The sequence below is a fragment of the Kitasatospora atroaurantiaca genome (assembly GCF_007828955.1).
GTDB classification, from domain to species: Bacteria; Actinomycetota; Actinomycetes; order Streptomycetales; family Streptomycetaceae; genus Kitasatospora; species Kitasatospora atroaurantiaca.
Map to the genome: position 1 here is coordinate 1975574 of NZ_VIVR01000001.1, position 22166 is coordinate 1997739.

20 protein-coding genes and 1 riboswitch are annotated in these 22166 nt (G+C 73.4%); of the genes, 13 read left to right on the plus strand and 7 right to left on the minus strand.

Translation table 11 applies throughout. The annotated features are described in order from the left end of the window. Positions 1-80: 80 nt before the first annotated feature. Positions 81-1157 (minus strand): Zn-dependent alcohol dehydrogenase, encoded by a 1077-nt coding sequence (locus FB465_RS08875; RefSeq protein ID WP_145789232.1) that lies wholly within the window; start codon positions 1155-1157, stop codon positions 81-83. Positions 1158-1253: 96 nt separating this feature from the next. Between FB465_RS08875 and FB465_RS08880 the strand changes: the two genes are divergently transcribed. The 5 genes from FB465_RS08880 (at position 1254) to FB465_RS08900 (ending at position 6882) form a co-directional block, all read left to right on the plus strand. Then, positions 1254-2567 (plus strand): M48 family metallopeptidase, encoded by a 1314-nt coding sequence (locus FB465_RS08880; RefSeq protein WP_145789234.1) that lies wholly within the window; start codon positions 1254-1256, stop codon positions 2565-2567. Between the two features lie 86 nt (positions 2568-2653). Next, positions 2654-3307: a class I SAM-dependent methyltransferase gene (locus tag FB465_RS08885; RefSeq protein WP_145789235.1), complete on the plus strand. Its 654-nt coding sequence runs from the start codon at positions 2654-2656 to the stop codon at positions 3305-3307. 200 nt (positions 3308-3507) lie between these two features. Further along, positions 3508-4815 carry a hypothetical protein gene (locus tag FB465_RS08890; protein ID WP_145789237.1) on the plus strand — a complete coding sequence of 436 codons (1308 nt, stop codon included), beginning with the start codon at positions 3508-3510 and terminating at the stop codon, positions 4813-4815. Positions 4816-4822: 7 nt separating this feature from the next. Continuing rightward, positions 4823-5788 carry an N-acetylmuramoyl-L-alanine amidase gene (locus tag FB465_RS08895; RefSeq protein WP_145789239.1) on the plus strand — a complete coding sequence of 322 codons (966 nt, stop codon included), beginning with the start codon at positions 4823-4825 and terminating at the stop codon, positions 5786-5788. A gap of 131 nt (positions 5789-5919) precedes the next feature. Beyond that, on the plus strand, positions 5920-6882 hold the full coding sequence (locus FB465_RS08900) for a DUF5336 domain-containing protein (protein WP_145789241.1): 963 nt from the start codon (positions 5920-5922) through the stop codon (positions 6880-6882). Between the two features lie 71 nt (positions 6883-6953). Here FB465_RS08900 and FB465_RS08905 read toward each other — a convergent pair whose 3' ends face one another. The 3 genes from FB465_RS08905 to FB465_RS08915 form a co-directional block, all read right to left on the minus strand. After that, complete coding sequence (locus FB465_RS08905; RefSeq protein WP_246192582.1) at positions 6954-8012, minus strand: prenyltransferase; 1059 nt, start codon at positions 8010-8012, stop codon at positions 6954-6956. Beyond that, the gene (locus tag FB465_RS08910) at positions 8009-8743 is read right to left on the minus strand and encodes a class I SAM-dependent methyltransferase (RefSeq protein ID WP_145789242.1); all 735 of its coding nucleotides are present in this window, start codon (positions 8741-8743) and stop codon (positions 8009-8011) included. Before FB465_RS08910 ends, FB465_RS08905 begins: the two co-directional genes overlap by 4 nt. A 63-nt stretch (positions 8744-8806) precedes the next feature. Next, on the minus strand, positions 8807-10120 hold the full coding sequence (locus FB465_RS08915; protein ID WP_145789244.1) for a glycosyltransferase family 4 protein: 1314 nt from the start codon (positions 10118-10120) through the stop codon (positions 8807-8809). Positions 10121-10325: 205 nt separating this feature from the next. Here FB465_RS08915 and FB465_RS08920 point away from each other — a divergent pair, with 205 nt between their 5' ends. The 6 genes from FB465_RS08920 to FB465_RS08945 all read left to right on the plus strand — a co-directional run bounded on the left by FB465_RS08920 (position 10326) and on the right by FB465_RS08945 (position 16823). Next, entirely contained in the window at positions 10326-10925 is a 600-nt protein-coding gene (locus FB465_RS08920) for a TetR family transcriptional regulator (RefSeq protein WP_145789246.1), read from the plus strand. Between the two features lie 119 nt (positions 10926-11044). Continuing rightward, positions 11045-11156, plus strand: a riboswitch (cobalamin riboswitch). A gap of 86 nt (positions 11157-11242) precedes the next feature. Further along, positions 11243-12613 carry an SCO2321 family membrane protein gene (locus FB465_RS08925; protein WP_145789248.1) on the plus strand — a complete coding sequence of 457 codons (1371 nt, stop codon included), beginning with the start codon at positions 11243-11245 and terminating at the stop codon, positions 12611-12613. Continuing rightward, on the plus strand, positions 12610-13257 hold the full coding sequence (locus tag FB465_RS08930) for an SCO2322 family protein (protein ID WP_145789250.1): 648 nt from the start codon (positions 12610-12612) through the stop codon (positions 13255-13257). The genes FB465_RS08925 and FB465_RS08930 overlap by 4 nt, the downstream gene beginning before the upstream one ends. A 16-nt stretch (positions 13258-13273) precedes the next feature. Continuing rightward, positions 13274-14371 carry a CbiQ family ECF transporter T component gene (locus FB465_RS08935; RefSeq protein ID WP_145789251.1) on the plus strand — a complete coding sequence of 366 codons (1098 nt, stop codon included), beginning with the start codon at positions 13274-13276 and terminating at the stop codon, positions 14369-14371. After that, a complete protein-coding gene (locus FB465_RS08940; RefSeq protein ID WP_145789253.1) occupies positions 14368-15978 on the plus strand; it encodes an ABC transporter ATP-binding protein in 1611 nt (536 codons plus the stop codon). Before FB465_RS08935 ends, FB465_RS08940 begins: the two co-directional genes overlap by 4 nt. Further along, positions 15975-16823 carry an ECF transporter S component gene (locus FB465_RS08945; protein ID WP_145789255.1) on the plus strand — a complete coding sequence of 283 codons (849 nt, stop codon included), beginning with the start codon at positions 15975-15977 and terminating at the stop codon, positions 16821-16823. Before FB465_RS08940 ends, FB465_RS08945 begins: the two co-directional genes overlap by 4 nt. Positions 16824-16854: 31 nt before the next feature. On the opposite strand, the gene FB465_RS08950 is transcribed toward FB465_RS08945, so the two are convergent. Continuing rightward, entirely contained in the window at positions 16855-17208 is a 354-nt protein-coding gene (locus FB465_RS08950; RefSeq protein ID WP_145789256.1) for an antibiotic biosynthesis monooxygenase family protein, read from the minus strand. Between the two features lie 71 nt (positions 17209-17279). On the opposite strand from FB465_RS08950, the gene FB465_RS08955 reads away from it, so the two are divergent. Further along, positions 17280-18185 carry a GNAT family N-acetyltransferase gene (locus FB465_RS08955; RefSeq protein WP_145789257.1) on the plus strand — a complete coding sequence of 302 codons (906 nt, stop codon included), beginning with the start codon at positions 17280-17282 and terminating at the stop codon, positions 18183-18185. Here the strand turns inward: FB465_RS08955 and FB465_RS08960 are convergent. Next, on the minus strand, positions 18182-18871 hold the full coding sequence (locus tag FB465_RS08960; protein ID WP_145789259.1) for a hypothetical protein: 690 nt from the start codon (positions 18869-18871) through the stop codon (positions 18182-18184). The two genes, FB465_RS08955 and FB465_RS08960, sit on opposite strands and share 4 nt — an antisense overlap. 69 nt (positions 18872-18940) lie before the next feature. Then, on the minus strand, positions 18941-21007 hold the full coding sequence (locus tag FB465_RS08965) for an MFS transporter (protein WP_145789260.1): 2067 nt from the start codon (positions 21005-21007) through the stop codon (positions 18941-18943). 269 nt (positions 21008-21276) lie between these two features. Between FB465_RS08965 and FB465_RS08970 the strand changes: the two genes are divergently transcribed. Continuing rightward, the gene (locus FB465_RS08970; RefSeq protein WP_145789262.1) at positions 21277-22161 is read left to right on the plus strand and encodes a peptidoglycan-binding domain-containing protein; all 885 of its coding nucleotides are present in this window, start codon (positions 21277-21279) and stop codon (positions 22159-22161) included. Positions 22162-22166 lie beyond the last annotated feature (5 nt).

Consider the following 22166-nt stretch of genomic DNA (forward strand, 5'->3'; position numbering starts at 1 on the left):
CGAGAGGGACGAACAGGGGGCTCGGGCAGTTGATCAAACAGTTCCCCGCGCCCCCTGAGGTTGCCGGTCGGCCGGACCGGTCAGTCCAGCGTGATGACCGTCCGCAGCGCCTCGCCGCTGCGCATCTGCGCGATCGCCTCGTTCACCTCGGCCAGCCCGACCCGGTGGGTGATCATCCCCGCCAGGTCGAGGCGCCCTGCCCGCCAGAGCTCGACCGCCCGCGCGGCCGTCCGCCGGACGTCGTCGCCCCCGTACATCGAGGGCAGGATGCGCTTCTCGTTGAAGAACAGCTCGCCCATGCTGAACTGGACCAGGTCCTCCTTCGGCCCGGCCCCGATCACGACCACCGCACCACCGCGCCGCGCGGCGTCGTAGGCGGCACGGACGGTGCTCGCGCGGCCGACCGCCTCGAAGACGTAGTCGTAGCCGCCCGCCTCCTGGCTCTTCGCGGCGGCCTTGAGCCCCTCGGGAGCGATGGCCTCGGTGGCCCCGAACCCGAGCGCCCGCTCGCGCCGCGACTCCACCGGGTCGACCACGGTGATCTGCGCAGCCCCGCAGATCCGCGCGCCCTGCACGGCCGCGATGCCGACCCCGCCCGCGCCGATCACGGCGACCGAGGAGCCCGGCTCCACCCGCGCGGTGTTGACGGCCGCGCCCAGTCCGGTGGTCACACCGCAGCCGATCAGTGCCGCCAGCTCGTACGGCATGTCGGCGGGCACCTTGATCACGCTGTCGGCGGTGACCACCACCTCCTCGGCGAAGGTGCCGGTGCTGTAGAAGCCGGAGGCGTCGGTGCCGCCGAAGCGGAAGCCCGGGGTGCCGAGCCGCCGCAGGCTGCTGACGCAGAGGTGGGCCTGGCCGCGCAGACAGTGCGGGCAGGCACCGCAGGGCGGCATCCAGCAGAGCACCACCCGGTCCCCGACCGCGACGCCGGCCACACCCTCGCCGACCTCGGTCACGTCCCCCGCTCCCTCGTGCCCCGGCACGAACGGCGCCGGCTGCGGCAGGACCCCGCTCATCGCCGACAGGTCCGAGTGGCACAGACTGGTCGCACGGAGCCGTACCCGCACCTTCCCCGCCCCGAAGCCGACCGCCTCGACGTCGTCGCGGACCTCCAGCTTGTCCTGGCCGATCTCGTGCAGGATCGCTGCGCGCATGTGGCTGCTCCCGGGTTCGCCCTCTGGTGAGGGAAGCCTACGAGACGGAGCTTTCTGGAACCAGTTCCAGAAAGGACCCTGGCATGATCTCCGTTCATGCCCGCCACCGAGGTCGCCACCCCTCACACCTGCCCGGACTGCGCAGCCGTTCTCGACGTCGACGAGCGTTTCCCGGCCTGGTGCCCGGCCTGCGAGTGGAACCTGTCCACCGAAGCCGCGCCCGTCGCGCAGCGGAAGCGGGGTGAGAAGCGCCGCCAACGCCGCGAGGCCGCCCGCAAGCGCGCCGTCCGGGCCCGTGTCGAGAAGGTGTACGAGTCGCTGGTGAGCGACGCGCCGCGTCGCTCCGACGGCGCCTGGCTCGCCGCCGTCGCGATCGCCGGGCTGATCCACCTGGTGACGCTCTGCGTGCTCGCCGGATCGGTTGCATTGCTCTCCACGGGGACCTGGCCATTGCGCGTCATCGGCCTGCTCGGCCTGGCCGTCGCCTTCATGCTTCGCCCCCGGTTCGGCCGGTTGCGCCACGACGAGACGAGCCTGCGCCGCAGCGACGCCCCCGCGCTCTACGGTCTGGCCGACCGGGTGGCCGCAGCCGTCGGCACCAGGCCGGTGGACATGATCCGAGTGACCGACGACTTCAACGCGGGCTTCGGCAGGTTCGGGCTGCGCCGTCGCAGCGTGCTGCGCCTCGGGCTGCCGCTCTGGGTACCGCTGACCCCGCAGCAGCGCGTCGCCCTGCTGGGGCACGAGTTCGGACACGACGTCAACGGTGACCACCGCAGCCGCCTGTGGCTGCGCACCGCGCTCGATGCCCTCATCGAGTGGTACCACCTCACCACCCCCGACCGGAGCGACGCCTGGTCCGGCGGCGGCTTCATCGGGGGCGTCGCGTCCTTGGTCACCGCCCCGCTGCTGTGGGTGGTCAACCGGCTGGTCCTCGGGGTCCTGCTCCTGCTCGACCGGCTGACCACCCGCTCCGGACAGGGCGCCGAGTACCGTGCCGATGGCCTCGCCGCCGAGGTGGGCTCGACCGCCGCCGCCAAGGGTCTGCTGGAGATGCTGTTGCTGAAGCAGAGCGCCGAGACGGTGATGATGCGCTTCCGCACGCTGCCCCGCACGCGCCGCGGTCCGGTGCCGACCGACCGGCGGCCGGCCGTGGACCTCTGGACCGAGCTGACCGAACAGCTGGCCTCTCTGCCACCGCTGGAACGCGAACGCCGCCTCCGGCTCTCCGCGCTCGACCTGGGCGCCGTGGACAGTACCCACCCGCCGACCCATCTGCGGATCAGCATGGTCGACCGCCTTCCGGCCCGGGAACCGACCGTGACCGTCACCGCCGGGGAGTCCGCGGCGATCGAGGCCGAGCTGGCGGCGGCCCGTGAACGGGTGGTCAGGGGCCTGCTGGCGATCTGAGGACCGACCCGGGGCAGCCGACAGCCGACGCCCTACCGTCGAGTAGGGTCCAGGAACCCACCCGCACAGCAGCAAGGAGCAGCGCCATGACCGACCTCCGGGAGAGCAGCCGACCGGCGCCCGAGGTGCTTGCGGCCTTCGAGGCGGCGACCGGGTTCATGCCGGTGGACGAGGGGCTGGCGCTGTATGCGGCGGCGGTCGAGGCGGCCGGGCGGACGGGCCTGCCGGTGCTGGAGATCGGTACGTACTGCGGGCGGTCGGCGATCCTGCTGGCCGACGCCGCCCGGGCGGCCGGGACGGTGGCGCTGACGGTGGACCACCACCGGGGCTCGGAGGAGCAGCAGCCGGGCTGGGAGTACCACGACCCGACCCTGGTCGACCCCGAGGTCGGTCTGATGGACACCCTGCCGAGCTTCCGCCGCACGCTGCACCGCGCCGGTCTCGAGGAGTACGTGATCGCCCTGGTGGGCCGGTCGCCGCAGGTAGCCGCCGTGTGGGGCGGCAGGCTGGCGCTGGTCTTCATCGACGGCGGGCACACCGACGAGCACGCCACGGGCGACTACGAGGGCTGGGTGCAGCACCTCGCCGAGGACGGGCTGCTCGTGGTGCACGACGTGTTCCCGGACCCGGCCGACGGCGGCCAGGCCCCGTACCGGGTCTTCCTGCGGGCGCTCGCCGAGGGCTTCGAAGAGGTCTCGGTCACCGGTTCACTCCGGGTGCTCCGCCGGACGAAGGCATAGCCCCACCCGAAGATCCTCAGGCTCCTGCGGGCACGATCGTCCATGCTTTAACGTCATCCCACAGGCCGGATCCACCGGGTGCCGCCGTACCCTCCGCCGGGAACGGCCGGTACGGTGTCGGCGAACACCCGGACGATGCGGCACTCACACGTGCGGTCACCGACGACGCGCGAGACGACAGCGGGGGCGAGGGCGAGGGCATGACCGACCAGGACAACACCGCGCCGGCGGTCTGGGATCCCACCGCGCGCGGAGGCGCCGGTGGGTGGGTGCGGCGCAAGCCGTCGCAGGACGCGGCGACGGTGCACCAGCCGATGGTCCCGCCGCCGCACGTACCCCCTCAGGCGCCGCCCCCGCCTCCCCCCGGCTCGGCCGACGACCAGGGCCCGCCGCTCGCGGCCCGCCCGTACCTGCCGCCGACGGCCCCGCCACCTCCGGCCCCGCCCGCCGGTTACGGGTACCCGCCGCCGCACCCGCAGACCGCCCCGGCTCCTCCGGCCGCCCCCGCCGCGCCGCCCGCCCCGCCCGGCGGCTTCCCGGGCCACGCCGTGGGCCAGGCCCCGCACCCGGCCTTCCCGAACGCCGGACCGGCCCCCGCCACGCAGCCCGGCTTCCCCGCCGCCGCGCAGCCACCGTTCCCCCCGCCCGGCCGGCCACCGTTCCCGCAGCCGCAGCAGCCACCACAGCAGCCGCACTCCCCGCAGCCGTACCAGCAGCCGTACCCGCCGCAGCCCCCGCAGCCCGTCGGCTACCCGGGCCCGGCCGAGTACGGCGACTACGAGGAGGTCGCCCCGTACGACGACGAGCCGCGCCGCAGCCGTACGCCGCTGTACATCGCGCTCGGCGTGGCGATGGCCGTGATGCTCGGTGTGGGCGTGGTGTGGGTCGTCCAGGACACCGACGGTTCGAAGGACCAGGCTGCACCCGCCCCGGCCACCACCGCCCCGCAGTCCGCGCCCGCTCCCGCGCCCGGGCAGACGACCGGTGGGGCCGACCCCACCGCGAGCGGCTCCCCGAGCACCTCGGCCGCCCCCGGCACCGGCCCGAACGCCGCCGCCCAGGCCAAGGCGCTGGACGACCTGCTCAGCCGGGGCGAGAGCGCGAAGGCGCCGATCGGCAATGCGGTCGCCAAGGTGACCAGCTGCCCCGGGAAGGACGAGGTGAACAGCGCCGCCGAGGTCTTCGACGCCGGGGCCAAGCAGCGCGACCAACTGATCGCCGACCTGGTCAAGCTCGACCTGGGCGACCTGCCGGGCGGCACCGAGACCGCGCAGACCCTGCGCACCGCCTGGCAGCAGTCCGGCGACATCGACCGGGCCTACGCCGCCTGGGCCCGTACCGTCAGCAGCCAGGGCTGCACCAACGACACCGCTCCGAGCACCGCCGACCTGAAGCGCGCCAACGAGCTCAACCCGCAGGCCACCCAGTCGAAGAAGGACTTCGTGGCGAAGTGGAACTCATTGGCCGGCACCTTCAACCTGGCACCGCGTACCTGGGACAGGATCTGAACCACCCGTGACCGGCACCACCGACGAGCGGCCCGCACCCCGTCGCTCCACCCGCTTCCGCCTGACCGTCCTCGGCTGCGCCGTCCTGCCGCTGTGCTTCGCCGGCTGGCTGGGCTGGCAGGCCCTGGCGGGTGACGGGCCCGCGAGGGCCGCGGACACCTCGTCAGCCGTGCCCCCGACCTCCGACGTCACCTTCGACGCGCCGACCGCCTGGCCGACCGCCCTCGCCTCGGCCACCCCTTCACCAGGCGGCACCGCGTCACCCGCCACCACCGCGCCGGGCACAGCCGGTCACCCCCTGACCGGCCGGACGGTCCTGCTCGACCCCGGCCACAACACCGGCAACGGCCGCCACACCACCGAGATCAACCGTCAGGTGGACATCGGCAACAGCCGCAAGGAGTGCGACACCACCGGTACCTCGACCGACTCCGGGTACAGCGAGGCCGAGTACACCCTGGACGTGTCCCACCGCGCACGGGCGCTCCTGGAGGCGCGTGGCGCCAAGGTCGTGTTCACCCAGGACGGTGACCGTGCCTGGGGCCCCTGCATCGACGAGCGGGCCCGGATCGGCAACGACGCTCATGCCGACGCCGCCGTCTCGGTGCACGGCGACGGCGCCCCGGCCTCGGGCAGCGGCTTCCACGTGATCATGCCGGCCAAGGTGACGGCGGGTAAGGCCGACACCTCGGCGATCGTCGCGCCCTCCCACCGGCTGGGGCTGCTGCTGCGCGACAGCTTCAAGGCCGCCACGGGCGAGCCGTACGCGGACTACATCGGCGAGCAGGCCCTGGACACCCGCAGCGACCTGGGCGGTCTGAACCTGTCCCGGATCCCGAAGGTGTTCATCGAGTGCGGCAACATGCGAAACTCGGGCGATGCCAAGCGGATGACGGACCCTCAGTGGCGCCAGCAGGCCGCCCAGGGCATCGCCGATGCGCTGACCGCCTATCTGACCACACCGGCGGGGTGATCCCCGGGGAATCCCGGTGATTCGCCACGACTCGGCCCCGTTCCGGAGGCCGCTGTGCAGACGCGAAGAGCTTGGCCCTAGGCTTTTGCCCGACAATCGCCGTCCACGACACACCGACGAGGGGAACGTTAGTGAATCTGCGCGCTCTCACCAGGGGAGACGCCGCCGTCGCAGGTGCGGCCGTCCTGCTGCTCATCTCTTCCTTCATCCCGTTCTACGAGGCCAACACCTCGAACGGCAGGGAATGCTCCTCGCAGTGCTCACTCACCGTGTGGCACAGCGGCTTCCTGACGATTCTGGCCACGGTCTTCCTCACGGGCATCGCGTCCGCCGCGCTGATCCTGCTGGCGCGCTTCCAGGGCGCGGAGGCCGAGACCCGGCTGATCGCCGGGCTGAAGCTCCGCCAGTGGGGTGTCGCCCTCGCGGTGCTCTCCGGCTGGGCGGGCCTGTGGTCCCTGTTCAACAACGGTGGCGGCTACATCTCGGCGGGCGAGAAGCAGAGCTCCGGCCGGATCAGCTACGACCCGTCGGACCTGGTCAACCACGGTTTCGGCGCCTGGCTCGCCTTCATCGCGGTGCTGGTCCTGGCGGGGGCGGCCGTGGCCACCCCGCTGGTGCCCGCGCTGCAGGCCCCGCTGCTGGCCGACCGGCCCGCCGCCCCGCAGGGCTACGCCGGCGCCCCGGCCGGCTACCAGGCCCCGGGCGGCCCCGGCGTCACCCAGCCCCTGCAGTACGGCTACCCGGGCGCGCCCGCCGGCCAGGGCGGCGCCCCGGCATACGGCGGCCAGCCGCAGCCCGGCGGCTACGGCTACCCGACGCCCGGCCAGCCACAGGACCACCAGCCCGCGGCCACGACGCCCATGCCGACCCCGGCCTCGGCGGCGCCCGCCGCGGACTTCGCCCCGTTCTGGTTCGCCGTGCCGGCGCCCCGCCAGCTCGCCTCCAAGGACAACCCGGCCGGCCCGCCGGTGGGCGAGCTCGTCCCGGGCACCTGGTACCTCGCGGTCGAGCAGCGCGGCGCGGCCCTGGTCGCCCAGCTGCAGGACGGCAGCCACGGTCTGCTCAGCGACACCTCGGGCATCCAGCGCGGCTGATTCCCGCTCGGCGGGACACACAGAGGCGGGGCCGGGTTCTCGAACCCGGCCCCGCCTCTGTGTGTCCCGTCTCAGCAGCAGTCGTTGACGACCAGTCCGCTCGGCAGCTGCTCGCCGCTGAACACCGCCACCGTGGCATGGTCCCCACCGAGCGCGGCCACCGCCAGCAGCAGCGCACCGGCTGTCCAGGTGGTGCGCTCCTCCGGCCAGATGGCGTCGTCCTCGAAGACGTACCCCGTCCAGTACGAGCCGTCGGTGTGCCGCAGGTGCTGGATCCAGCGCAGGATCTCCACCGCCCGGTCGGACTGGCCCACCGCCCAGAGGGCGAGGGCGAGTTCGGCGCTCTCGCCACCCGTCACCCAGGGGCGGTCACTGACGCAGCGGACACCGAGGCCGGGCACCACGAAGCGGTCCCAGTCCCGTTCGATCCGCATCGCGGCCGCGGGGCCTCGCAGGGCGGTGCCGAGGACCGGGTAGTACCAGTCCATCGAGTAGCGGTCCTTGTCGAGGAAGCGCTCGGGGTGCTCGGCGACCGCGTGCCGCAGCCGTCCGGCCGCCAACTCCCAGTCGGGCTGGGGCTCTTCGAGGTGGTCGGCGATGGCCAGGCCGCAGCGCAGGGCATGCAGGATGCTGGAGGAGCCGGTGAGCAGCGCCTCCTCGGGCGCCGTACCGTCCTCGTCCTGCCGCCAGGCGATCGGGCCGCCGGGCAGCCGCAGGGCGACGGTGAAGTCGAGCGCGCGGCGGACGGCCGGCCAGACCCACTCCAGGAAGGCGTCGTCACCGGTGCTGAGGTGGTGGTGCCAGGCGCCGACGGCTATGTACGCGCAGAAGTTGGTCTCCTTCGACGCGTTGGTGACCTCGCCGTCGGTGTAGGCGGAGTACCAGGAGCCGTCCGCGTTCTGCCGCTCCACCAGCCAGCGGTACGCGGCCTCGGCGGCGGCGTGCTCGCCCGCCGTGTCGAGGGCCATGGCGGCCTCGGTGTGGTCCCAGGGGTCCAGGTGACCGCCGCCGAACCACGGGATGGCGCCGTCGGCCTGCTGGTCGGCGAGGATGCTGCGCACCGTGGCGGCGGCCTGCTCGGCGTCCAGCACGCCGTCCAGCAGCAGGGTCGCCGGGACGGCCGCGGTCACGCGCCGGCCTTGTTGGGCTTGGTGGCGTACGCGACGAAGCTCTTGCCGAGCACCGGGTTGAGCGCCTTCTCGGCGGCCTTGGTGATCGAGCTGATCACCGGGGTGCCGACGATGTCCCAGACCAGCAGCTGGTGGTACGCCTTGACCGGCAGCGCCTTGTCGTTGTTGACGCCGACGGCGCACTTGATCCACCAGTACGGCGAGTGCAGCGCGTGCGCGTGGTGGGTGCCGTAGGGGTTCAGGCCGGCCTCGCGGAGCTTGTCGAGCAGCTCGTCGCCGCGGTAGATCCGGATGTGGCCGCCCTCGACCTCGTGGTACTCGTCGGAGAGCGCCCAGCAGATCTTCTCGGGCAGGTAGCGCGGCACCGTGACGGCGAGCAGCCCGCCGGGCTTCAGGACGCGCACCATCTCGGCGAGCACTCCCTTGTCGTCCGGGATGTGCTCCATCACCTCGGAGATGATGATCTTGTCGAAGGTCTCGTCCTCGAAGGGCAGCGCGAGCGCGTCGCCCTCCATGGCCACCGCCGAGGCACCGGCCGGGGCCTCGCCGGCCTCCTTCATCGCGGCGAACCACTTCTGCACCTCGGCGATCTCGTCGCCGTTCTGGTCGAGGGCGACCACGTCGGCGCCGCGCCGGTAGCACTCGAACGCGTGCCGGCCCCCGCCACAGCCCAGGTCGAGCACCCGGTCGCCGGGGGCGAGCGGGAAGCGGGAGAAATCGACGGTCAGCACTGCGGGGCTCCCATTCGTTGGTGCTGTACTACTGCTGCTGTACTACGAATAGTTGGCGGAACGTCAGGCGACATAGCGCCAGCCGCTTCCGGCCCGGGCGCGCTGCCCCGCTCCGGTCGCGATGGCTGTGCGGTACCGGTCGGCGGTGAGCTCGGCGGCCCGCTGCCAGGTGAAGTTCGCCAGGACCCGCTCGCGCCCGGCGGCGCCGAGGGCGGCGCGCAGCTCCGGGTCGTCGAGCAGCCGGCCGAGGGCGGTGGCCAGTGCACCGGCGTCGCCCGGCGGCACCGCGAGGCAGGTCTCCCCGTCCGGCCCCGCGACCTCGGGGATCGCCCCGCCGGTGGTCGCCACCAGCGGCGTACCGGTGGCCATCGCCTCGGCGGCGGGCAGCGAGAAGCCCTCGTACAGCGAGGGCACGCAGGCCACCTCGGCCGAGCGGTAGAGGTCCACCAGCTCCTGGTCGGTCAGCCCGCTGCGGAACTCGATGTACGGCTCGAGACCGAACCGCCGGACCGCCTCGGCCACCGGGCCGTCCGCGCGCTTCTTGCAGACCACCACCAGGTGCGCCTCGCGCTCGGTGCGGACCTTGGCCAGCGCCTCGACCAGGTACACCAGGCCCTTGAGCGGAACGTCCGCGCTGGAGGTGGCGACGATCCGGCCGGGGACGACCGCGACCTCGTCCGAGGGGGACCAGAGCCGGGTGTCCGCGCCGATCGGCACCACCGAGATGGCACCGGGCGCGGCGCCGAGGTGCTGGGCGATCTCGGTCTTCGAGCTGCCGGAGACGGTGATGATGTGCGCCAGCCGCTGCGTGACCCGGCGCTGCATCCGGGTGAAGGCGTACCAGCGGCGCAGCGAGAGCCGGCGCAGCCTGGTCGGCGCCGCGTCAAGCTCCAGCTGCCGGTCGACGGTGACCGGGTGGTGGATGGTGGTGACCAGCGGGAAGCCGTGCCGCTCGAGGCCGAGCAGGCCGTAGCCAAGGGTCTGGTTGTCGTGCACGACGTCGTAGCGGCCCTTGTGCCGGGCGAGGTACTGGCGGGCCCGCAGGGAGAAGGTGAGCGGCTCGGGGAACCCGCCGGTCCGCATGCCCGCGACCTCCAGCACGTCCACCGGCCCCCGGTACTCGCCGAGCTTCGGCGTACGGAAGGGGTCGTCCGCGCGGTACAGGTCCAGGCTGGGCAGCTCCACCAGCCGGACCGAGCCGGGGCCCTCGACCTCGTCCAGCACCGGGAAGGGCTGGGAGCCGATCACGTCCACGTGGTGGCCCAGGCGGGCCAGCTCGCGGGAGAGGTGCCGGACGTAGACGCCCTGGCCGCCGCAGAACGGGTCACCGCGGTAGGACAGCAGGGCGATCCGCAGCGGTGGCGGCAGCGCGGTCATCCTGGGCCCCTATCCCTACCCACCCGAGCCCGGACGGCCGCAGCGGTAAAGTAGATCACGTTTCATGATGGTGGAGCTCATCGTTGGGCAAGTGAACAATGAGAGACCTCGAAGATACCGGCCCGTAGCTTGCTCCTCCGAGCCAGGGCTGGTGATTCACGCCACGCTGCGACCCCGCACCTGACGATGCGCTCCGGGAGCCTCCTTGACCACCTCCGCCGCACCCGTGGCCGTGCTCACCCCGCGCCAGGCCGAACGCCGCCGGCGCATCCTCCGGGCTTCGAAGGCGCTGGCGGCCCGGGGCGGGTACGAGGCGGTGCAGATGCGCGAGGTCGCCGAGACCGCTCATGTCGCGTTGGGGACGCTGTACCGGTACTTCCCGTCCAAGGTGCACCTACTGGTCGCGGTGATGCAGGAGCAGCTGCAGCAGCTCCACGAGCAGGTCCGGCGCCACCCGCCGACGGGTGAGGACCCGGCCGCCAGGGTCGCCGAGACGCTCACCCAGGCCTTCCACGCCCTGCAGCGCGAGCCGCTGCTGGCGGAGGCCATGGTCAGGGCGCTGTCCTTCGCCGACCGCTCGGTGAGCGCCGAGGTGGACGAGGTCGGCGGCCTGACCTCGGCCATCATCCTGGACGCCGCCCAGCTGGGCACGCCGACCGCCGAGCAGCAGGCGGCGCTGCGCGTCATCGGCCACACCTGGCACGCGACGCTGCTGGCCTGGCTCTCCGGCCGCGCCTCCCTGGCCGAGGTCCGCGCGGACCTCCACACGGCGGCCCGCCTGCTCACGCTCAGCCAGGGGTCGTGAGATCGCGAAGACTGATACCGGTTCTCGTCGCGCGGAGTCACCCCGCAGCCGTGCGAGGCAGGCCACACCGCCTCGGCACGGTCGCACCCGAGCGGGCGGATAGAGTCGTCAGCGCTGAAAAACTTCATCCGCTTCTCACCCGGGGGAAGCCGGTGCGAATCCGGCGCTGACCCGCAACCGTGAGCCCGCAACCGGGCAAGTCGGAGCACCCGGGGAGAGGCGAGCGGCAACGCCGGACCGCGGTCCGGCCCCGTCGAGGTCTACGGGCGGCCCGTCACGGGCCGCTGCACCGCTCACCGAAAGGCAAACCCTCTCTCATGCTGACCGCCGCCCGCCTGGGCGCCACCGCGCTGGCCGGCCTGCTGCTGGCCGGCACCGCCGCTGCGCCGGCCCTGGCCGACACCCCCTCTCCCTCCGCCCCCGCCGCGCCCGCCGGGATCTACGGCAAGGGTGACCCGACGTACGACGGTGTCTGGCGCCAGTCGCTGGCACTGACCGCGCTGGCGGGCGCCAAGGTCGTCCCGGCGGAGTCCACGGTGAGCTGGCTGGCGGGCCAGCAGTGCGCGGACGGCGGCTGGCCTTCGTTCCGGGCCGACACCGCCGCCGCGTGCGACGCCAAGACCGAGGACAGCAATGCCACCGCCGTCGCGGTCCAGGCGCTGAGCACGCTCGGCGGGCACCAGGACGCGGTCGCCAAGGGTCTCCAGTGGATCAAGGCCAACCAGAACGCCGACGGCAGCTGGGCCTACAACCCCGGCAACCCGGGCGACGCCGACTCCACCGGTCTGACCGTCAGCGCCCTGCTCGCCACCGGCACCGACCCGGCAGGCGTCGCCAGGAGCGGGAAGAGCGCGTACGACGGCCTGGCGGGCTTCCAGCTCGGCTGCGCCTCCCCCGCCGACCAGCGCGGCGCCTTCGCCTACCAGCCGGCACCCGACGGCGCCCTCGCCGCCAACGCGCTCGCCGCCTCCCAGGCGACCCTCGGCGCCGCGGGCGGCAAGCTCCCGGTCACCAACACCAACCGGGTCGACGCGGCGCCCAAGCCGCTGACCTGCGCCGCCGGCGCCACCGAGAAGACCGTGCCCCGTGCCGAGTCGGCCGAGGCCGCCTCGGCGTACCTGGTCGCCCAGCTGAACGCCAACGGCCAGCACCTGATGCAGACCATGCCGGGCGCCACCCCGACGCCCGACTTCGCCGCGACCTCGTGGGCCGTGCTCAGCCTGATCCAGGCCGGCCACCCGCACCAGGCCGCCAGCGCCGCCGACTGGCTGGCCGGCAACGGCTACGCCTGGGCCGCGAAGGGCAAGTCGGGCACCGACGCGTCCGCCGCCGCCACCCTGCTGCTGGTCGCGCAGGCGGCCAAGCTGGACCCGTACAACTTCGGTGGGACCAACCTCGTCCAGCTGCTGATCGACGCCGGCCCCGCGCCCAAGTCGGTTCCCTCGGCCGCCGCCTCGGCCGCCTCGGCGAACCCTGACGGCACCAAGGCTCCGGGCTCCGGCATCACCGAGGCCGACGACAACGGCGGCTTCTCGCCGATCTGGCTGGTCGGCATCGGCCTGCTGGTCGGCATCGGCGGTGGGCTGCTGATCAGCCTCAACCGCAAGCGCGGTGCCCACCAGCAGGCGGCCGGCAAGCCCGCCACCTCCAGCACGGAGGACAAGCCCGAGGGCGACGAGCAGAAGTGACCCTCGCTCCACGCCGTACGGCCGCGGTCCTGGCCGCCGCCGTACTGGCCATCCTGCTGCCCCTCCTCGCCGCCGCCCCCGCACAGGCCACCGGCTACCGCTACTGGTCGTTCTGGAAGTGGTCCGACTCCGCCTGGGCGTACCAGCAGCAGGGGCCCGCCGTGTACGTCCCGCAGGACGGCGGCGTGGACGGCTGGCGCTTCGCCGTCAGCCCCGACGGCGGCCGCAACGCCGCCCGCCCCGGCACCGGCGGCGACTTCGCCACCATCTGCGCCGCGACGCCCGCCCAGCCGGGAAGGAAGCGGGTGGCCGTGGTGCTGGACTTCGGCACCCCCGCCGACGCCCCGTCCGGCGAGGCGCCGCCCGCCCCCCGCGCCGCCTGCGCCGCCGTTCCGGCCACCGCAAGCTCCGCCGAGGTGCTCGCCGCCGTCGTCCCGCCGCTGCGCTACGACACCAACGGCATCCTCTGCGCCATCGCCGGCTACCCGCGCACGGGCTGCGGTGACACCGTGTCGGACCCCAAGCCCGCCGCACCGGCCTCCGGCTCCCACCCGGGCTCCGGCCCGTCCGTCGGCCTGATCGCCGGAGCCGCGCTGGTCGCCCTGCTGGCCGCCGCCGCGATCCGGCAAGCCCGCCGCCGCTGACCCCGAGGACTCTCCCGTGCCCCGAACCACCCGCTCGGCCGTCGGCCCGCGCCAGCTGCACCCCGGCGCGTGGTGGCTCTGGGCGCTCGGCCTGGGCGCGGCGGCCTCCCGCACCACCAACCCGCTGCTCCTCCTGCTGATCATCGCGGTCGCCGGGTACGTGGTCGCGGCGCGCCGGGGGGACGCACCCTGGTCCCGCTCGTACGGGGCCTTCCTCAAGCTCGGGCTGGTGGTCCTGGGCATCCGGCTGGTCTTCGCGGTCCTCCTCGGCTCACCGGTCCCCGGCACCCACGTCCTCGTCACTCTGCCCCAACTCCCCCTCCCCGTCTGGGCGCAGGGCGTACGGATCGGCGGCCGGGTGACCCTGGAGGGCCTGCTCTTCGCGCTGTACGACGGCCTCAAGCTGGCCACCCTGCTGATCTGCGTCGGCGCCGCCAACGCCCTCGCCAGCCCGGCCCGGCTGCTGCGGGCCCTGCCCGGAGCCCTCTACGAAGCGGGCGTGGCCGCCGTCGTGGCAATGACCTTCGCGCCCAACCTGGTGGCCGACGTCCAGCGCCTCCGGGCCGCCCGCCGTCTGCGCGGCCGGACCGACCGGGGAGTGAAGGCACTGCTCAGTGTCGGTCTGCCGGTCCTGGAGGGCGCGCTCGAACGCTCCGTCAGCCTGGCCGCCGCCATGGACACCCGGGGCTTCGGCCGCACCGCCGACGTACCGCCCCGGATCGCCCGGACCACCGCCGCGCTCACCCTGGCCGGCCTGCTCGGGGTCTGCAGCGCGGCGTACGGCCTGCTCACCGCGGACGGTGCGGGCTGGGCCCTGCCGCTGCTGCTGCTCGGCCTGGCCTCGGCCACCGGCGGCCTGCTGCTCGGCAGCCGACACACCGTCAGAACGCGCTACCGGCCCGATCCTTGGGCGCTGCGCGAGTGGCTGGTCGCATTTTCGGGCATCACGGTCGCCGGGCTGACGGTGTGGCTCTCGGGCCTCGACCCGGCCGCCTTCACCCCGACCGTCGTGCCGCCCGCCGCTCCCCGGCTCCCGGTCCTTCCCGCCCTGGCCGTGCTGATCGGCCTGCTGCCCGCCGTTGCCGCCCCCACCCCGCCCCGGAGAAGCTCGTGATCACCTTCGAGCAGGTCTCGGTCCGCTACCACGACTCCGCCACCCCCGCGCTGAGCGGTGTCGACCTCACCGTCCCCGAGGGCGAACTCTGCCTGCTGGTGGGCCCGTCCGGCTCGGGCAAGTCCACGCTGCTGGGCACCGTCAGCGGGCTCGTCCCGCACTTCACCGGCGGTGTGCTGCACGGCCGGGTCACCGTCGGCGGCCGCGACACCCGGGAGCACCGGCCACGCGAACTCGCCGACTTGGTCGGCACGGTGGGCCAGGACCCGCTCGCACACTTCGTCACCGACACCGTCGAGGACGAACTCGCCTACGGTATGGAGTCCCTGGGCCTCGCCCCCGAGGTGATGCGCCGCCGGGTCGAGGAGACCCTCGACCTGCTCGGCCTCGCCGAGCTCCGCGACCGCGCGCTCACCTCGCTCTCCGGCGGCCAGCAACAGCGCGTCGCGATCGGCTCGGTGCTGACCGTGCACCCCAGGGTGCTGGTCCTGGACGAACCCACCTCCGCGCTCGACCCCGGGGCGGCCGAGGAGGTGCTGGCCGTGCTCCAGCGGCTCGTCCACGACCTGGGCACCACCGTGCTGCTCGCCGAACACCGGCTCGAGCGCGTCGTCCAGTACGCCGACCAGGTGCTCCTGCTGCCCGCCCCCGGTGAGCCGCCGGTACTCGGCGAACCCGCCGAGGTGATGGCCCACTCGCCCGTCCACCCTCCCGTGGTGGCGCTCGGCCGGGCCGCCGGGTGGTCGCCGCTGCCGCTCTCGGTACGCGACGCCCGGCGCCGGGCCGCCCCGCTCCGGGCCCGCCTGGACGGCCGTACCCCCACCGCGGCTCCCGCCGTGACCGGCGATCCCGTCGTCACCGTCGACCGCCTGACCGTCCGGCGCGGGCCGGTCCCCGCCCTGCGCGGGGTCGAACTCGCCCTGTGTCCGGGCGAGATCACCGCTCTGATGGGTCGCAACGGCGCCGGCAAGTCCACCCTGCTCGGCTCACTGGTCGGCCTGCACCAGCCCACCGCGGGCAGCGTACGGGTGAGCGGGCTGACGCCCCACCGGGCCCGGCCGAAGGAGCTGATCCGCCGGATCGGCCTCGTCCCGCAGGACCCGCGCGACCTGCTCTACGGGGAGACGGTCGCCGCCGAGTGCGCGGCCGCCGACGAGGACGCGGGCGCCGAGGCCGGCACCTGTCGCGGACTGGTCTCCCGGCTCCTGCCGGGGATCGACGACGCCCTCCACCCGCGCGACCTCTCCGAGGGCCAGCGGCTGACCCTGGCACTCGCCGTCGTGCTCACCTCCCGCCCGGGGGTCATCCTGCTCGACGAGCCGACCCGGGGTCTGGACTACGCCGCGAAGGGCCGCCTGATCGAGATCCTGCGCGCCCTCGCCGCCGACTCGCACGCCATCCTGCTCGCCACCCACGACGTGGAGCTGGCCGCCGAACTCGCCCACCGGACGGTCATCCTGGCCGACGGCGAGATCGTCGCCGACGGGCCCACGCCCGAGGTGGTGGTCTCCTCCCCCGCCTTCGCCCCGCAGGTCGCGAAGGTGCTGACGCCCTCGCCCTTCCTCACGGTGCGACAGGTCACCCAGGCGCTGGGGGACACGCCGTGACGCCGCCGCCCGCCCGGCCGGTCCCGCTGGGCCGACGCTCCGTCACCCTCCTGCTGCTGATCTCCGCGGTCGGCGTGGCCGGCTTCGGCTGGCCGTTGCTGGCGAGCGGCTCCTCGGCCCTGGTGGGGCACTCCGCCGACGCGCCCTGGCTGTTCGCCCTGCTGCTGCCGCTGCTGCTGGCCGTGGTGATCGCGCAGATCTCCGAGGGCCGCTCGGCAGGCGGCGGTGAGGCCGGCCTGGACGCCAAGTCGGTGGCCCTGCTGGGCGTGCTGGCCGCCGCCGGGGCCGCGCTGCGGCCGCTCGGTGCGGGGACGGCGGGCCTGGAACCGATGTTCTTCCTGATGGTGCTGGCGGGCCGGGTGCTCGGGCCCGGCTTCGGATTCGTGCTGGGCTCGGTCTCGATGTTCGCGTCGGCGCTGCTCACCGGCGGGGTCGGGCCCTGGCTGCCGTTCCAGATGCTCAGCATGGGCTGGGTCTGCCTCGGCGCCGGTCTGCTGCCCGGCCCGGCCACCCTGCGCGGTCGCCGCGAACTCGGCCTGCTCGCCTGCTACGGCGCGCTCGCCGCCGTCGCGTACGGCACCGTCATGAACCTGCAGGGCTGGCCCTACATCGGCGGCCTCAGCAGCTCGATCTCCTTCGTCCCCGGCGAACCGCTCGCCGCGAACCTTCCCCGGTTCATCGCCTACTGCCTCACCACCTCGCTCGGCTGGGACCTCCCCCGCGCCGCCCTCACCGCGGTGCTCTGCCTCACCGTCGGCGGCCCCGTCCTGCGCGCCCTGCGCCGGGCGAGCCGCCGGGCCGCCTTCGACGCACCGGCGAGTTTCGAGGACGGGCCCCGGAGCTGAGACCCCGGAGCCCGTCCTGCCGTACGGCCCGTCAGGCGCCCTTCGGCCCGGTCGACTGCACCACCTCGAAGGACCACAGGGTCGACCCGGAAGCGGCCGGGCGCTGCGGCGCCTCCCCCTCGGCGGGCGGCGGGCCCTGGCGGTGCGCGGCCTGCATCGGCCCCTCCATCCACGCCTTGAAGGCCTCCTCGCTCGCCCAGCGGGTGTAGACGAGGTACTGCTCCGTCCCCTCCACCGGGCGCAGCAGCTCGAACCACTCGAAGCCGTCCGAGTTCTCCACCGCCCCGGCGCGTGCGGCGAACCGCTTCTCCAGGGTCTCCCGCATCTCGGCAGGCACCGTCAACACGTTGATCTTCACCACGCTGGGCACAATGACACCTCTCATCGCCGGGGGCCCCTGACCTGGGCACACGATAACCGGGTGAATCACACACGGCATCTGCCTAGGCTGGCCCGATGACCGAATTCAACACCCTTGCCGACGTCACACCCTGGCGGTCCGGCTTCGAGCGTCGGCTGCGCGAGGCGTACACGGCCGCCGGCTGCGTCGACGCCGCCGCCGAACAGAACGTCAGCCGGGTGCTCGGCGACCCCGGCGACTGGACCGTCGCCGAGATCACCACCTCGGGCACCCGGGTCGGCTTCGTCGCCGTGAAGGTGACCGAGGACCAGGGCACGCCGGCGGGCCGCATCGGAGACCTCCGGGTGGACCCGGAGTACGCCGGGCAGGGCCACGAGCAGGCCGCCCGCACCTGGGCCGAGCGCTGGTGCGCCGAGCGCGGAGCGCTTCGCCTGAACGTCCAACTCACCAGGCCGGACGAGCTGTTCGCCGACTACCCGGTCCGGGGGCAGACCCGGATGCGCGTCATCGCCTCCGCGCCGAAGCCGCTGGACGGCGTCACTGCCCGGCCGATGACCGAGGCCGAGTACCCGGCCTGGCTGGCCTCGGAGAAGGACGCCTACATCGCCGACATCGTCCGGGCGGGTGCGCTCGACCCCGAGCAGGCGCGGCAGAAGTCCGACGCGGACTTCGCGCGGCTGATACCCGAAGGCATGGCGACGCCCGGCCACTCCTTCCTGGTGCTGGAGGCGGCCGGCGAGACCATCGGGACGGGCTGGCTGAAGCACGACTTCCTCCCCGGGGTGACCTTCGGGTACTCGCTGGAGATCCACCGGGAGCACCGCGGCAAGGGGTACGGGCGGGCCGCGATGACGGTCGGGGAGCAGGCCACCCTGGACGGCGGGGACTCGGCGCTGATGTTCAACGTCTTCGGCGGCAACGAGGTGGCGATGAACCTCTACACCAGCGCCGGCTACCGGGTCGTCGAGGAGAACCGCTCCATCGCCCTCCCGGCCGGCTAGGCCTTCCGGTGCCGGGGAGCCCCTGCCGGGGAAGCACCGGTTCCCCGGCCCGCGATCCTGGCCACTCCGCCCGCAACGAGCAGCAGCACGGCGGGTATCGCGATGTTGAGCAGCTGCCGCACACCCCACGGGTCGCTGATCACGTCCACGTCCAGGCCCAACCGGTCCAGCACGTAGAGCGAGTCGTACGTGGCGGCCACGTACGCCACGCCGGCGTAGGCCACCCCGACGGCCAGCAGCACCGTGCTGCGCTCGGCCGCCGCCAGCGCGAGCAGCGCGAGCGCCGAGACCACCAGCGGTGTGGCCCCGTTGAAGCGCAGCAGCTGCGCCGTCCCCAGGACGGCGGACGGCGAGTGGAATCCCGTCCACCCGGTCACCGTCAGCCAGGTCGTCAGCGCGCCCGTCAGCCAGGCCACCGCCACACACGGCACCGCCCGCCACCGGGCCCCCGCCCGCCGGTAGCGCCGCAGGACGGCCCAGCCCGCGGCCACCAGGGCCGCCGACCAGTAGACCTCCAGCCACCCGGGCCGGGTCAGCTGGAGCACCCCGAGAACTCCCCCCGGCGAACGCACCCCCACCCCGCAGTCCACCAGGCACGCACTCTCCGGTGCGAGGTAGAGCGGCAGCGAGAGCACGAGCAGTCCCCCGAACAACGCAAGCACGAAGCAGTACCGCCGCGCAGCCATGGACCCTCCCGAGAACAGTTGCGCGAATACTCCAACCGCGCACACCTTCCGCACAAGGCCTGGCCCGGATCAGAAGGAGCGGCCCTCGCCGTGCTGGACGTGCTCGGGACCGATCCGGTCCGGGCGGTCGCGGGGGTCGCTGCAGAGCTGGGAGCTGAGGCGGGTGAGGAGGTCCGCCAGGTCGGCGTACTGCTTCTCGTCGTAGTCGCCGAGGAGTTCGGCGAGCTGGCTGCGCCGGGCGGCGACCAGCCGGAGCGCCACCTCCTCGCCCGCCTCGGTGAGGCGCAGCGGCAGGCCGTTGCGTACGCCGAGGCCCCGGCTCTCGACCTCCCGGGCGGCCTCCTCGATCACCTGGATCGGTACGACCCGGTGCTCCGCCAGCTCGGCGGGCTCGACGCCGCCCTGATGGTGCATGTGGAGGATCAGCCAGCTGGAGGCCGGTTTGAGGTCCAGCCCTGCCTCGGCGGTGATTCGGCGGAAGAGGTCGCGCCGCGCGTCGCGGGTGCCCAGGACCGAGAGGGCCCGCGCGATCTCGTCCAGCGAGGAGCGCTCGACGGGGTTGAGGCCGATCGACTCGCTGAGGTCCGGCGCGGTGACGGTGGAGCGCAGCTTCTCCTCCCGGATGAAGAGGGAGAGCACGAAGGCGGCCAGCGCCACCGGCACCGCGTAGAGGAAGACGCTGGTGATCGACTCCGAGTACGCGTGGTAGATCGCGGACTGTGCGGCGGGCGGCAGGGTCGCGATGACGCGCGGGTCTGCGGTGACGGCCTCGGGGCGGAAGCCCGCGGGCAGCGGGAGCCCGGCCAGCGCGTCCTCCAGGCGCCGGTTGAGGCCACTGGCGAAGATGGTGCCGAAGATCGAGACGCCGAACGAGGCGCCGATGGAGCGGAAGAAGGTGGCCCCGGCGGTGGCGACGCCGAGGTCCTCGTACCCGACCGAGTTCTGCACGATGAGCACCAGCACCTGCATCACCAGGCCGAGGCCCAGGCCGAAGACCAGGAAGTAGAGGCTCATCTCGGTGGTGCTGCTGTTCTCCGTGAGGCGGGAGAGGAGCAGCAGGCCCACGGTGGTGACGGCGGTGCCCGCGATCGGGAAGACCCGGTAGTGCCCGGTACGGGCGACGATCTGGCCGGAGCCGATCGAGGTGACGAGCATGCCCAGCACCATCGGCAGCATGTGGATGCCGGACATGGTCGGCGAGACCTGCATGACGACCTGGAGGAAGGTCGGCAGATAGGTGAGCGCGCCGAACATCGCGAAGCCGACCACGAAGGAGATCACCGCGACCAGGCTGAAGGTGCGTGAGCGGAACAGCCGCAGCGGCAGGACGGGCTCGGCGGCCGCGCGCTCGACGGCGACGAAGGCGACCAGCAGGACCACACCGAGGACGCCGAGCCCGATGATCTGCCAGGAGCCCCACGACCAGGTGGTGCCACCGAGCGAGGTCATCAGCACCAGGCAGGTCGCGACGGAGGCGATCAGGGCGGTGCCCAGGTAGTCGATCGTGTGCTTGCGCCTCACCTCGATGCCGTGCAGCACGGTGGCGATCACGCCCAGCGCGACGGCGCCGACCGGCAGGTTGACGTAGAAGACCCAACGCCAGCTCAGGTTGTCGACGAAGAGGCCGCCGAGCAGCGGGCCGAGCACGCTGGTGACGCCGAAGACGGCCCCGAACAGGCCCTGGTACTTGCCGCGGTCCCGGGGCGCGACCAGGTCTCCGACGATGGCCTGGGAGAGCACCATCAGGCCGCCGCCGCCGAGCCCCTGCAGAGCGCGAAAGGCGATCAACTCGCCCATGTTCTGGGAGAGTCCGCAGAGCGCCGAGCCGATCAGGAAGATCACGATGGAGGCCTGGAAGAAGCGCTTCCGGCCGTACATGTCGCCGAGCTTGCCCCACAGCGGGGTGGCCGCGGTGGAGGCGAGCATGTAGGCGGTGACGACCCAGGAGAGGTGTTCGAGGCCGCCGAGGTCGCTGACGATGGTGGGCAGCGCGGTGGAGACGATGGTCTGGTCGAGCGCGGCGAGCAGCATCGCCAGCAGCAGGGCGCTGATGGGTACCCAGAGCTTCTGGACCGTCACCTCGGGAGGTCCGGCGGCACCCGCCTCGGTTCCTTGGGGCTCGGCCGCCGGGTCCATGCCAGCTCCTCGGTGATGTGGCCCGGTGCCGCCGGGCGCCCGAGCTGACGATCATCCAGCCTCACCATGATGTCAGGATTGCCCCGGTTCATGGCGTTGGATTGCGCCATCCGTACGCGATCCGGCCACGAACCGTTCATGACTGAGCTATCGCCACCAACCGGGACAAGCTCCTCCGGAGCGGACAACCGTCCCTGTCCACCCATAGCAAGCTCCTGCATAATCAGGCGCGTTCGTCACCTGAGCCACTGACCGAGGAGGACCGGCCCATGCCGGCAGAGCACTGCCCCGAGTGCGGCGCCGCACGGACCGCCGACGGCTGCGCCTGCTCCCCGGACGCGCACCCGGACCTCACCGAGACGGCGGTCCTCCCGCACATCGAGGGGCCGCCGCTGGTGCGCCCGTACGTGCCGGCGCCGGTCCAGTACGACGAGCCGCCGTACGAGCCCGCCTACGCACCGACGCACGCTCAGGACGCCTTCAGCACGACGCTGATGCCCCCCGTTCCGCCGCAGCCGCAGGCCGGCGGCCCGATACCCGAGCCGCCCCAGGTCCAGCGCCACACGCACCGGCAGGCCGCGCCGGGCCGCAGACGGGCCGTCGTCCTCGCCGCGGGCGCGGGCATCGCCGCCCTCGGCGTGGGCATCGCCTTCGCGCTGACGCCGCCCTCCGACAGCAGCGTCAAGGACCGGGCGCTGCCGCCCGCGGCGGGCACCCTCCAGGCGGACACCAGCACGCTGCCCACCCCCACCGCGTCGACCTCGGCCTCCGCGAGCGCCTCGCCGTCCCGTTCCAGGACGGCCGGCAAGACCCCCACCAGCCAGGCGCCGACCACCGAGCTCAGCCCCTCGGCGGCGCCGAGCACGGCGACAACCAGCGCGAAGCCGAGTACGAGCGCCCCCTCAACCAGCGCGTCCGCCTCCGCCGCACCACGAACGCTCAAGTACAAGGACAAGGGCGCCGACGTGCTGGCGATGCAGGAGAAGCTCGCCGAGGTGCTGTGCTGGATGTACGTGCCCACCTCCGGCACCTTCGACCGGCGCACGGAGGATGCCGTCAGCTACTTCCAGTCGATCCAGGGCGTCCAGGGCGACCCTGACGGCGTGTACGGACCCAGCACCCGGGCCGCCCTGGAGGGGCGCACCGGCTGCTGAGCCGA